The organism is Methylophaga sp. UBA2513 (assembly GCF_002341285.1).
Classification (GTDB): domain Bacteria; phylum Pseudomonadota; class Gammaproteobacteria; order Nitrosococcales; family Methylophagaceae; genus Methylophaga; species Methylophaga marina.
This window is the reverse complement of record NZ_DDNT01000019.1, coordinates 90635-103842: the sequence shown is the minus strand read 5'-3', so window position 1 is coordinate 103842 and position 13208 is coordinate 90635. Positions and strand designations below refer to the sequence as shown.

12 protein-coding genes and 1 tRNA gene are annotated in these 13208 nt (G+C 41.5%); 11 read left to right on the top strand and 2 right to left on the bottom strand.

Going from position 1 to position 13208, the window contains the following annotated elements:
• The first annotated feature begins 119 nt into the window (after nucleotides 1-119).
• On the top strand, nucleotides 120-533 hold the full coding sequence (locus tag B3V56_RS11530) for a hypothetical protein (RefSeq protein ID WP_289282708.1): 414 nt from the start codon (nucleotides 120-122) through the stop codon (nucleotides 531-533).
• Between the two features lie 13 nt (nucleotides 534-546).
• Here B3V56_RS11530 and B3V56_RS11525 read toward each other — a convergent pair whose 3' ends face one another.
• Nucleotides 547-1137, bottom strand: a complete 591-nt coding sequence (locus B3V56_RS11525; protein ID WP_289282741.1) for a Maf family protein — start codon at nucleotides 1135-1137, stop codon at nucleotides 547-549.
• 15 nt (nucleotides 1138-1152) lie between these two features.
• Complete coding sequence (locus tag B3V56_RS11520; protein ID WP_289284317.1) at nucleotides 1153-2787, bottom strand: alpha-D-glucose phosphate-specific phosphoglucomutase; 1635 nt, start codon at nucleotides 2785-2787, stop codon at nucleotides 1153-1155.
• Nucleotides 2788-2868: 81 nt separating this feature from the next.
• Here B3V56_RS11520 and B3V56_RS11515 point away from each other — a divergent pair, with 81 nt between their 5' ends.
• From B3V56_RS11515 to B3V56_RS11470, 10 genes are all read left to right on the top strand, one after another.
• On the top strand, nucleotides 2869-3762 hold the full coding sequence (locus B3V56_RS11515) for a cation diffusion facilitator family transporter (RefSeq protein WP_289282710.1): 894 nt from the start codon (nucleotides 2869-2871) through the stop codon (nucleotides 3760-3762).
• A 130-nt stretch (nucleotides 3763-3892) separates the two neighbouring features.
• Entirely contained in the window at nucleotides 3893-4426 is a 534-nt protein-coding gene (locus B3V56_RS11510; protein ID WP_289245328.1) for a nuclease-related domain-containing protein, read from the top strand.
• 3 nt (nucleotides 4427-4429) lie between these two features.
• On the top strand, nucleotides 4430-5341 hold the full coding sequence (locus B3V56_RS11505) for a 5'-nucleotidase (protein ID WP_414673344.1): 912 nt from the start codon (nucleotides 4430-4432) through the stop codon (nucleotides 5339-5341).
• 6 nt (nucleotides 5342-5347) lie between these two features.
• Nucleotides 5348-6781, top strand: a complete 1434-nt coding sequence (locus B3V56_RS11500; protein WP_289284316.1) for an HDOD domain-containing protein — start codon at nucleotides 5348-5350, stop codon at nucleotides 6779-6781.
• Between the two features lie 70 nt (nucleotides 6782-6851).
• Nucleotides 6852-6936, top strand: a tRNA-Leu gene (locus B3V56_RS11495).
• Between the two features lie 62 nt (nucleotides 6937-6998).
• A complete protein-coding gene (gene tig, locus B3V56_RS11490) occupies nucleotides 6999-8300 on the top strand; it encodes a trigger factor (RefSeq protein ID WP_289245330.1) in 1302 nt (433 codons plus the stop codon).
• A gap of 88 nt (nucleotides 8301-8388) precedes the next feature.
• Entirely contained in the window at nucleotides 8389-9021 is a 633-nt protein-coding gene (clpP, locus tag B3V56_RS11485) for an ATP-dependent Clp endopeptidase proteolytic subunit ClpP (RefSeq protein ID WP_289282714.1), read from the top strand.
• A 49-nt stretch (nucleotides 9022-9070) separates the two neighbouring features.
• The gene (clpX, locus tag B3V56_RS11480; RefSeq protein ID WP_286304675.1) at nucleotides 9071-10342 is read left to right on the top strand and encodes an ATP-dependent Clp protease ATP-binding subunit ClpX; all 1272 of its coding nucleotides are present in this window, start codon (nucleotides 9071-9073) and stop codon (nucleotides 10340-10342) included.
• 176 nt (nucleotides 10343-10518) lie between these two features.
• Nucleotides 10519-12900: an endopeptidase La gene (gene lon / locus B3V56_RS11475; RefSeq protein ID WP_320167384.1), complete on the top strand. Its 2382-nt coding sequence runs from the start codon at nucleotides 10519-10521 to the stop codon at nucleotides 12898-12900.
• A gap of 18 nt (nucleotides 12901-12918) precedes the next feature.
• Nucleotides 12919-13208: hypothetical protein (locus B3V56_RS11470; RefSeq protein WP_289284314.1), on the top strand; the 290-nt coding region annotated here is incomplete at its 3' end.

Genomic DNA, 13208 nt, shown 5'->3' with positions numbered 1-13208 from the left:
TGTGTAAAAGTCATGCATGAAAATTATGCTGTTCTGGCGTATTATCGGGAATTATTTCCTGCTGGTTGAGTCAATCAATATTCATAACTCAACATAGTATTTGCAACAATGGAGTCGCCATGAAAAAAATTTTAGTATCTGCTTTATTAATAACAGCCTCATCAGTTGTCCTTGCACAAGAGTATGTCACACCTGCTGATATGCCAGAACAAGCACAAACAAAAATGTATTCTATTTTGACTGACTACAATAAATGTATGATGCAAGGACATCTAACTAGCAACTATCAAGGCAACAATCCACAAGAAGCCGCACAAAATATTTTGCAGAGTTGTGAAACACACCTTGATGAATTGAAAACGCATTTATCATCAAATAATGTTGAAACAAGTCTTGTTGAAGGTATGGCCAAATCGATGCGCTCTAAAGCAGCTCGTCAACTGATGACAAAAACAATGAACAACTATGCGGCTCAGGCATCAGCAATGGCAAATGCTGAAAAACTGAAACAACAATCAGAGAACCAAGAATAATTGCTATCCACTACTACTCATTGGGTTGAAGAATATCGACACCTTCGTTACTCAACAACTCAATGAGTTTTATGAGTGGTAGACCTATCAAGCTATTAGGATCATCACCCTCTAAACGACTGAATAAACTGATCCCGAACCCTTCGGATTTAAAGCTGCCCGCACATTGGTATGGTTTTTCTTGATTCAGATAGTATTCAATCTGCTTTTCCGTTAACTCTCTAAAATGCACAGTGAATGGTTCAACAATATGCTGCATTGTCTGATTTTCTGCATTGTACAAGGCAAGGCCAGTATAAAAAGTGACGGATTTTCCTGAAGCCATCATTAATTGCTGAATCGCTGTCTGATGGTTACCTGGCTTACCCAAAATATTGCCACCTGCAACAGCAACCTGATCTGAACCGATAATGAGTGCTTGCGGATAGGTTTCAGCAATGAGCCGTGCTTTTTCTTGAGCCAGTCGCTCGACTAATGCCGGTGCTGACTCACCTTCCAGCTGTGTCTCGTCAATATCAGGCGAATGCTGAATGAAATTAATCTGCAGCTTTTTAAGTAGTTCAGCTCTGAAAGGTGAGCTTGAGCCAAGAATAAGAGTTTGTATCATGATTATAAAATTTTAAGTGATAACGGTTGGCGCTGTTCTGCCTGTCAGTTCAGTAATTTTGGCTAGTTCATCAGCGAGTTGAATAAGGTCAGCTAGTGCGAATTGCGTGTCAGTGTTTAATTGTTCAGGATCATCTTGATAGGACTCAATATAAACCCGTAATGTGGCACCCTCAGTACCTGTACCGGATAGACGGAATATGATTCTGTCACCACCCTCAAAACCAATACGAATGCCTTGTTTTTCTGCAATACTATCGTCAATTGGGTCATGGTAGCTGAAGTTATCTGCATAACTCACGATACGCTCACCAAGCTGCTGTTTAGGTAATGTCGTTAGTTGAAGCTGTAGGTGTTCAATCAGGGCTTCTGCTTGTTCAGTGGGTACACCTTCATAATCATGTCGAGTGTAGTAATTACGTCCAAATGTTAACCAATGTTGATTAACTAATTCCGCCACCGATTGTTGTTTCACGGCCAGAATATTGAGCCAGAAAAGTACAGCCCATAAGCCATCTTTTTCACGAATGTGATTAGAACCTGTGCCAAAGCTCTCTTCGCCACATAAAGTCACGCGGTTTGCATCAAGCAAGTTACCAAAGAATTTCCAGCCAGTCGGCGTTTCAAAGCACTCAACCCCTAATTTTTCGGCTACGCGGTCTGCGGCCTGACTGGTTGGCATGGAACGAGCAATACCAGTGATACCATTTTTATATGCTGGTACGAGCTGAGCATTGGCCGCAAGAATAGCCAAGCTGTCAGAAGGGGTCACAAAAAATTGTTTCCCCAGGATCATATTGCGATCACCATCGCCGTCTGAGGCAGCACCAAAATCCGGGGCGTTATCTGAGAATAACTCGGTCACAAGTTCTTCAGCATAGGTTAGGTTCGGATCTGGGTGGCCATTACCAAAATCAGGTAATGGAATGCCGTTTATGACAGTCCCTTTAGGTGCACCCAGCAAGTTTTCTAATATCTCAATGGCGTAAGGTCCGGTGACCGCATGCATTGCATCAAATCGCATTGAAAAATCGCTTGTGGTTATAAATGTTTTGATTTTTGGAAAATCAAAAATAGACTGCATTAACTGTGCATAATCTGAGACGGGATCAATCACTTCAACTGTCATTGAGCCCAGCGTTTGCTGCCCTAATTTGTGAAGTGCAATATCGGCTGCATTAGAGATTTTATATTCAGTAATTTCAGCAGAATGTTCATAAATTTTACCAGTAATTGATTCTGGTGCAGGCCCACCATTACTGGTGTTAAATTTGATACCAAAGTCACCATCAATACCTGCCGGATTGTGGCTTGCCGACAAAATCAAACCGCCAAACGCTTTATATTTCCGGATAACACATGACGCGGCAGGTGTAGAGAGAATACCATTCTGACCCACCCAAACATGCGAAAAACCATTAGCTGCGGCCATTTTTAGAATGATTTGTATCGCCGTTTGATTGTAATAGCGACCGTCACCACCAACCACTAAGGTTTTACCCTCACAATCACCTAGCGCATTAAAAGTGGATTGAATAAAGTTTTCCAGATAATGAGATTGCTTAAAGACACTGACTTTTTTTCGTAAACCTGAAGTGCCCGGTTTTTGTCCTTCGAATGGGCTGGTATTGATCGTCGAGATTGGCATAAAGCTTTCCTAAAATGAGTTATGTGAGCATCATAAATACTAAACTCACGTTACTTGAATTGAATCCACTATACTAAGTCCATGAATAAGCCTCAACACATTGATAAAGCCCGATTGATGCGTATAGCCACCTATGCATCTGTTGTTACGGCTATTACTCTGATAATCGTTAAGCTATTTGCTTGGTTTCTCACTGACTCGGTTAGCATTCTGGCTACACTTGTTGACTCGAGTCTTGATGTGCTCGCATCTGTTTTGAATATGATTGCTGTGCATCATGCGTTACAGCCCGCAGACAGAGAACATCGTTTCGGACATGGCAAGGCAGAGTCTCTGGCCGGACTGGGCCAATCTATGTTCATTGCAGGCTCAGCCGGCATACTGCTTCTTCAGGCTATAAACCGATTGTTTAAACCTGAAGCTATGGAGCAGGGTATGACCATCGGAATCGCTGTGATGGTGTTTTCTATCATCGCCACGTTTGCGTTGATGGTATTCCAGAACTACGTGATAAAACAAACGGACTCGACGGCAATCAAAGCTGATGCCTTACATTACAAAACCGACTTACTGGTTAATGGTGGTGTTATTCTGGCGCTTGTATTGAGTCTGAATGGTTGGACATTATCAGATCCGCTTATCGCTATTGCTATTGCCTTATTCATATTACACAGTGCATGGGGGATTGTAAGAGAGTCGATTGATTTACTAATGGATCATGAGTTGCCTGATAATGAACGAGAAAAAATTAGTGCTCTGGTTTTAAAACATCCTCAAGCGCGTGGCTTACATGATCTTCGTACACGACGATCGGGGACAACAGTGTTTATTCAACTTCATCTTGAATTGGATGAAACATTGAGTTTGAGGCAAGCTCACGACATTGCGGATGCACTCGAACGAGAGATAGCTGATTTGTTTGATGAAGCGGAAGTCATCATTCATGAAGATCCTATTACACATTTACCGCTGTAGCCTTAACATAAAGCGAATACAATACAACGATGATTTCGTATAATTAGTACACAACAATATTGAGGCCAGTACGATTATTAATTTAGATTTATCCATTCAAGTAGCCATTGCTACAGCGATTTTTTTCCTGTTGTGTATTGCACTCATCATTAGACGTAAAAGAAAGCGTTCTTTTTACTCTCGCAAATTAGAGCGTGCATTACAGACTGTCAAAAAAGAAGAAGCAAAATCGATAATCATTCCTGACGGGTTGGGGGGAATGATTGAAATTGAACGTTTAGTATTGATTGAACAAGGATTGTTAATTATTGAAACTTATCCCATGTCAGGTCACTTGTTTGGGGCTGATCATATCGATCAATGGACCCAGATCATTGATGGCAGAAGTTTTAAATTTACAAACCCACTGCATAGAATCTATAACTCCAAACACGCACTTCAGACACTGGCACCGAAGATTCCTATTTTTTGCCGAATCGTGTTTTCTGAAAATAGTAACTTTCCAAAAGGCAAACCCGAGGAGGTGTCTGTCATTGATAGTTTGAGTGACGACCTCAAAAGTCTTTCTGAATATCCCAGTATAAATCAACAAGGGCAGATTGCCTGGGAGCGTATTATCCGAGTTGCACGGACTGATGGACAGTCATTATTAAGGGATGTTTGAACCATGATGGATACAAAACCGCTTGTTCTCGCTATTTCATCTCGCGCCTTATTTGACTTGGATGAAAGTCATCGCATCTATGAAGATCAGGGCACAGAAGCTTATTGTCGCTATCAAATAGAAAATGAAGATGTCCCCTTAGCGCCAGGCGGTGCCTTTAGTCTGGTACGTAAATTACTCGCGTTAAATGACAACAACCCAAACACACCCAAGGTTGAGATTATTTTATTGTCTCGCAATAGTGCTGATACGGGGCTTCGTGTTTTTAATTCTATTCAACATCATGGATTAGCCATTACCCGCGCAGTATTTACATCTGGAAGCAGTCCGTATCGTTATGTGGCGCCGTTTAATGCACATTTATTTTTATCAACCAGTCCTGAGGATGTCGGAATGGCGTTAGAAGCAGGTATTGCTGCTGCGACAATTCTGCCTTCACACATTAGGAATAATAATGATAGCGATCAACTTAGAATTGCATTTGATGGTGATGCCGTTCTGTTCTCTGACGATTCGGAGCGAATTTTCAAAGAAAAGGGATTAAAAGCATTTACTGAAAATGAACAACAGACCGCACATGAACCCCTCCCTGGTGGGCCGTTTAAAGATTTTTTAATGGCGCTAAATCAAATTCAGACGGAATATGGCGAAAATGCTTCACCGATTAGAACAGCACTGGTAACTGCGCGATCTGCACCAGCACATGAACGTGTTATCAGAACGCTAAGGGCTTGGGAGATCCGTATCGACGAAGCAATATTTCTAGGTGGCATGGACAAAGGACCATTTTTAAAATCATTTGGCGCTGACATATTTTTTGATGATCAAGAAAAGCATTGTCAATCAGCGCTTGAGCACGTCGCTACAGGCCATGTGCCACATGGTGTAGCTAATCAGAAAAAGTCTTTGGATTAATCTTGAATGGAAAACGCTGCACTTTCTAATTGGGTCAAACAACTTAGTGGAGTGGATATGCCGATCTTTTCGGGAACGGTTGCCAACGTCACAAAAGCTCTAAATAGTGGAAAAAGTTCAGCGTCAGATGTCGCCAATATTATTCTTCAAGATGCCTCTTTGACCAGCCGGGTTTTAAAAGCGGTTAATACTGTTCATTTCAATCCAACCAAGCACAGTATCAGCACGGTATCTCGTGCAGTCATGGTCATGGGCTTTGAGCAAATCAAGGTCTTAACCCTGTCAATGGCCCTGATTGACAATTTACAAGCAGGTGAACAGCGTACACAACTGATACAAGAAATGGCATTTGCTTTTCATGCTGCTACTCAGGCACGAGAATTTGCTAAGCATTTAAAGCGCAATGATGCTGAAGATATCTTTATAGCAACGTTACTTTCGCGTCTGGGCTATATGGCTTTATGGGCATTTGCTGATAAAGAAAGTCAGGTCTTACTCAATGATTTACAAAAAGACAATGAATCCACCCAAGCAGAACTGAAGGTCTTAGGGTTCAGGATTGTCGACTTAACCAAAGCTTTGTGTCATGACTGGGCTTTAGGCGATTTGTTGAATGATTATCTCAATAATCGATTATCAGAAAAAAATAACCAGCTTATTTCATTAGCTATTGATGTGGCTGAATCAGCCCAGCATGGCTGGAATGAAGCTGAGCTTGAGCTTGTCGCGAAACAGGCTTCAAGTATCTGTGAGCTTTCAATTGAAAAAGCGAAAAACCTGATTCTATTAAATGTCAATAAAGCAAAAGAACTTACTATTTTATACGGTAGCGAGCAAATAAGCCGTGCTATACGGCTCCCAGATTACTTAGATGAGCATCATGAAAAGACAGATGTGCCCGACGTTAACAATCATGATAAAAAGTTGGAAGCTGATTTTGATTACCTGATGAAAGTATCTCAGGAAATGGTACAAGCCCTTGAAGACATACCATTACCCTCGGTTAATATCATGCTTGAGATGACTCTAGAAGGATTGATTCGTGGCTTAGCCATGGATCGAGCCATATTCATGATATTGAATGAGGCTAAAACTGACTTAATTTGTAAGTCAGTTTTAGGTGAGCAGACAGAACATCTCAAACAGCGATTAACCATCACTTTAGACAAGAATCCAGCTTTTAGTCTATGCGTAGAGCAGCGTCATGCCATATTTTTATCAGTTGACGAAGCAGGTCAGCTTTCCAAGCAGATACAAACCACATTAGGTAATCCGCCGCATTTGCTTATGCCTGTCGTGGTTAAAAACAAAGTTATTGGTATTTTTATGGCTGATCGACATCAAACTCAGCGAGAAATTTCTCAACAAGAATTCATTGCATTTCAGCAGTTTTGCCAACAAACAAACATGGGAATTAGTTTTTTAGCAATTCAAGGCTAGTTTTATCGGAATGTTATCGCTATAATAGCCGACTTCTTTCAGGCATCAGGCATGTCTGATAAATAAATATGCGAGAGTGGCGGAATTGGTAGACGCGCTGGATTTAGGTTCCAGTAGGGTAACCTGTGAGAGTTCGAGTCTCTCCTCTCGTACCATTACTACAAATAGGCGGATGGCGAAACCGCCATGCCTAAATCCCCATGTTTGAGGTTAGAGAATGCAAGTTACTGTAGAAAACGTGAGCGAACTTGGTCGCCGTATGACCGTCACAGTCGAAGATGCCAATATCGAACAAGCAGTACAGGATCGCCTTAAGTCAATTAGACCTAATGTGAAAATGGCCGGTTTCCGTCCAGGTAAAGTACCGATGAACATGGTCGCGAAAACACACGGTCCATCAGCTCGTCGCGAAGTAATCGACTCTCTTGTACAAGAAAGCATGCGTGAAGCCTTCACTCAAGAAGGAATCAACCCAGCAAGTCCTCCTCATATAGATAGCATGGATGAAAAAGGCAGCAACTTCATCTATACACTCAACTATGAAGTCTTCCCTGAAGTAGACAATGTCAAACTAGACGATATCAACTTGGAAAAAACAGTTGCTGAAGTCACTGATGAAGACGTTGACCGTATGCTTGAAACATTACGCGAACAACGTATGACATGGGAACCTTTAAAACGTGGTGCAAAAGATGGTGATGGCGTCACCATTGATTTTGTTGGCACTATTGATGGTGAAGAATTCCAAGGTGGTAAAGGCCAAGATGTACTTCTTGAGCTTGGTCAGGGCCGTATGTTGCCAGAGTTTGAAGAGCAATTGATTGGCAAAAAAGCGGATCAAGAAGTCGATGTGACATTGACATTCCCTGAAGACTACCGCGCTGAGCATTTACAAGGTAAAGAAGCTAAGTTCGCAGTGACAGTTAAACAAGTCGCTAAGAAAAAGCTACCTAAACTAGATAAAGAATTTGCAGCACTATGCGGTGTCGAAGAGGGTATTGCCGCATTGAAAAAAGAAGTTCGCGCTAATATGGAACGTGAACTTAAGTCTGCACTAAAAACACTAAACAAACGCAAAGCGATGGATTCGATAGCAGAAAATAATGACATTGCTCTGCCATCAGCGCCAGTAGAGCGTGAAGCTCAATATCTAGTAGAACAAGCAAAGAACAATCTCCGCAATCAAGGCGTAAATGTTGAAGGCTTGCCATTTAATCCAGATAATTTTAAAGATAATGCAGAAAAACGCGTTAAGTTAAGTCTTTTGATTGGTAAGATTATTTCGGATAACGAAATTCGTCCTGATGAAGATCGCGTTAAAGAGGCTATTGACGCAATTGCTGCAAGCTATGAAGATCCAGAAGAAGTGGTTACTTTCTACATGAACAATCAAGAAAGATTGTCTGAAATTCAAATGACAGTCGTTGAAGACATGGTGGTTGAATGGATTTACGACCATGTTAAAGTAGAAGAGAGTACATCAACATTCTCAGACGTCGTTAATGCAGTGTCTAACTAATTAACAACGCTGATACTGAATGCAGCCCGTACTCATGTGAAATGGGTATGGGCTGTTTTTTTATTGGGACCTTGAAATTAGGATGGTTATGACAAATAAATTTTCTGGTGATGAGACCAGTATGATTCAGAATGCATTGGTACCTATCGTTGTAGAGCAAACATCTCGTGGTGAACGCTCGTATGACATCTTTTCTCGCTTATTAAAAGAACGTGTCATATTTTTAGTTGGTCCGGTAGAAGACCAAATGGCTAATTTGGTTGTTGCACAGTTACTATTTCTTGAATCGGAAAATCCTGATAAAGATATCCATCTATACATTAATTCACCTGGCGGCGCTGTTACAGCTGGCTTGGCAATTTACGATACGATGCAATTTATTAAACCCAATGTCAGCACATTGTGTATCGGACAAGCAGCCAGTATGGGGGCAGTATTGTTAGCCGGTGGTGCTGAAGGCAAACGTTACTGTCTACCTAACTCTCGAATTATGGTTCATCAACCATTAGGCGGATTCCAAGGACAGGCGTCTGACTTTGATATTCATGCAAAAGAGATTCTGAGTATTCGTGATCGTCTAAATGGAATTCTTGCAAAACATACTGGTCAAGATATAGATGCTATTCGCAAAGATACTGATCGTGATAACTTCATGAATGGTGAACAAGCTGTTGAATACGGCCTAATTGACTCAGTATTGACAAGCCGACCTACAGAATAAGTAGTATTGGTCGATAAAATTTATAGATGACGCGTAAGGTAGTAAAAATATGAGTGACGACAAAAATAACGATGATAAATTGCTTTATTGCTCTTTTTGTGGAAAAAGCCAGCATGAAGTCAAGAAATTAATCGCTGGTCCATCCGTATTTGTGTGTGATGAATGCGTCGAACTATGTAATGACATCATCCGTGAAGAAATGCAGGAAATGGCCACTGAAGAGGCTGAATCAAAACTGCCAACGCCACGTGAAATTAACGAAGCACTTGATAACTATGTTATTGGGCAAGAAAGAGCGAAGCGTTATCTTTCTGTTGCAGTCTACAATCACTACAAGCGTCTCCGTACGGCGCACAAGGGAAGTGATGTTGAGCTTTCTAAAAGTAATATACTTTTAATTGGCCCCACTGGTAGTGGTAAAACATTGCTAGCAGAAACATTAGCAAGACAGCTAAATGTGCCTTTCACTATGGCTGATGCAACGACCCTCACTGAAGCGGGCTATGTCGGTGAAGATGTTGAAAATATCATTCAAAAGCTTCTACAAAAATGTGACTATGATGTCGACAAGGCTGAAACAGGTATCGTTTATATCGACGAGATAGATAAGATATCTCGCAAATCTGATAATCCATCTATCACACGTGATGTTAGCGGTGAAGGTGTACAACAAGCACTTCTCAAGCTGATTGAAGGCACTATTGCTTCTGTTCCTCCTCAAGGCGGAAGGAAACATCCTCAGCAAGAATTTTTGCAAGTTGATACCAGTAAAATCTTATTTATCTGTGGCGGCGCTTTTGCTGGTCTTGATAAAGTGATCAGAAACCGCACTCAGAAAGGTGGCATAGGTTTTTCTGCTGAAGTGAAAAGTGTTGACGATAATAGACCTTTGAGCGAGTCATTACGAACTGTCGAGCCTGAAGATCTGATTCAGTATGGGCTTATTCCTGAATTTGTAGGTCGCTTACCTGTTGTTGCCACACTGGATGAGCTTGACGAAAAAGCCTTAGTTCAGATTTTGACTGAACCGAAAAATGCGCTAACCAAGCAGTATCAGCAATTATTCAATATGGAAAATGCTGAGCTTGAGTTCAGAGATGATGCATTACGTGCGATTGCAAGGAAAGCAATGGAGAGAAAGACAGGTGCACGTGGGCTCCGTTCGATTATCGAAAATGTCTTACTTGATACCATGTTTGAGCTACCATCAGCCGATAATGTCTCAAAAGTGGTGATTGATGAGAGTGTCATCGCGGGTGAAAATGCACCAATTTTGATTTATGAAGATCAAAATACGGACTTAGCATCCGGCGACAAATAATCGGTCAAACGAACCATTCTGTTTACACACTAAATCAAGCATATTTCTCAATATGCTTGATTTTTTATTGTCTGTCCCCATATTAATTTTATGTTGAAAATTGGGTGTCGACAGACACATGTATGAGGTTTGCCTTAATGGAAAATGAATTAACCACCACTTCTAGCGATAACAGTATGAAGGTTGTCCCCGTTTTACCACTTCGTGATGTTGTCGTATATCCCTATATGGTAATACCGCTTTTTGTAGGGAGAGATAAATCTATCAAAGCCCTCGAACAAGCGACTGACGAGAGTAAACAGATTCTACTGGTGGCTCAGAAAGATTCTTCTGAAGATGCACCTGACACCGACGGTTTATATGAAACCGGCACACTCGCGAATATTTTACAATTATTAAAACTGCCTGACGGAACAGTTAAAGTTTTGGTTGAAGGTGTTCAGCGTGCCAGTGTGGCCTACTTCACTAACCATGAAACTCACATAGAGGCTGAAGTCGCGCCATTCTTGGATGAAGTTGATGACGATAGAGAAGCCGATGTTTTAATGCGGACCTTGCTAGGACAGTTTGAGCAGTACGTAAAACTGAACAAAAAAATACCACCAGAGGTTATTTCGTCGCTTTCCAGTATTGAAGATGTTTCGCGGATGTCTGATACCGTCGCAGCACATATGACGTTAAAACTTGAAGACAAGCAAGCCTTGCTTGAAATGAGTGACGTTAAAGCCAGAGTCGAAAAGTTGATGGCTTTCCTTGAAGGTGAAATCGATATTCAACAAATTGAGAAACGTATTCGTAACCGCGTTAAAAAGCAGATGGAAAAAAGCCAACGCGAATATTATCTTAATGAGCAGTTAAAAGCGGTTCAAAAAGAACTCGGTGAAATTGACGAGGCTGGTAACGAAACTGACGAACTGGCTGCGAACATTGAGAAGGCAGGAATGCCGGCAGAAGCACGCGCTAAAGCTGATGCTGAACTTAAAAAGCTTCGAATGATGTCACCGATGTCTGCAGAAGCAACTGTAGTCAGAAACTATATTGAATCTTTGTTAGAAGTCCCTTGGAAAAAACGTTCTAAAGTGACCCTTGATTTAAACAAGGCTGAAAATGTCCTAGATGAAGATCACTATGGTCTGGAAAAAGTCAAAGAACGAATCGTTGAATACTTGGCTGTACAAAAGCGTGTCAAAAAATCAAAAGGTCCGATTCTTTGCCTGGTTGGCCCACCTGGTGTGGGTAAAACATCTATTGCTCAATCAATAGCCAGAGCCACTAATCGTAAATTTACAAGAATGGCTTTGGGTGGTGTTAGAGATGAGGCTGAAATACGCGGGCACCGTAGAACTTATATCGGCTCTATGCCAGGTAAAGTGATACAGAATATCTGTAAAACGGAAGTTAAAAACCCATTATTTCTATTAGATGAAATTGACAAAATGGCGCAAGACTTCCGTGGTGATCCTGCTTCTGCATTATTAGAAGTGTTAGATCCTGAACAAAACTCGACATTTGCTGATCATTATTTAGAAGTTGAATATGATTTATCTGATGTCATGTTTGTCTGTACAGCCAATACACTTAATATTCCTGACGCTTTGCGTGACCGTATGGAAATCATACGCCTTGCGGGTTACACAGAAGACGAGAAACTTAATATCGCGATGAAATATCTCTTGCCGAAAGCGATTAAAGATAACGGTCTTAAAGAGAAAGAAGTTGATATCAGAGAAGATGCGGTAATGGAAATTATCCGCCGATATACGCGTGAAGCTGGTGTGCGTAACTTACAGCGTGAAATCTCAAAAATCTGTCGCAAATTAGTTAAACAGATTTTGACGGAAAAGCCAGAACAACAAGTTGTCGTCACTGCTGAAAACATTGAAACCTACCTTGGTGTCTATCATTACCGTTACGGAATGGCCGAAGAGAGCGATCGTGTAGGTCAAGTAACCGGTCTGGCTTGGACAGAAGTTGGCGGTGAGCTCTTAACCATTGAGTCAGCGGTTATGCCGGGCAAAGGTAAGTCTGCCTATACCGGTAAACTGGGTGACGTTATGCAAGAATCCATTCAAGCAGCGACCACCGTTGTACGCTCACGTTCTGCTGACTGGGGGATAAGTGATGATTTCTTGCAAACACATGATCTGCACGTACACGTACCGGAAGGCGCAACACCAAAAGATGGACCTAGTGCTGGCATCGGTATGTGTACAGCACTTGTTTCAGCGATTACAGGTATTCCTGTCAAAGCCAATGTGGCTATGACCGGCGAAATCACACTACGTGGGGAAGTCTTAGCCATTGGTGGTTTAAAAGAAAAATTACTTGCTGCCCATCGCGGTGGTATCGATACAGTTCTGATACCTCACGATAACATCAAGGATTTAAAAGAAATTCCTGAAAATGTAAAACAAGGATTGACTATTACACCGGTGAAATGGATTTATGAAGTGCTGGACGTTGCTCTGCAGCATATGCCATCACCTTCCGATGATGCGGGCGTGATTACCAGTGATAAAAATAAGTATCATGAGGTAAACTCACCTAATCATCATTAAGTAATGGAGTAGCAGGTAATGACACTAGTACAAAAGCAACGCTTAATTGGCGCCGCCTTATTAGTTTTAGTGATTGGTGTCATTGCCTGGTTCTTATTAGCATCCGTTGCAAAAAAAGATATAGAAGATATCGTTGAAAAGCCTATTCCTTTTGACTCTGTTATCGAACCATTAGATGATGAGCCAGAGCGAGACGAGCCAATTACCGAAGTCGATGCTAGCCTAACTGACGAAGGCGAAAAAATAGCAGAAAAAGATACACCTCTGCCAGAAAAACAAGATACTGCTCCAGCTCCAGCTCCAGCTCC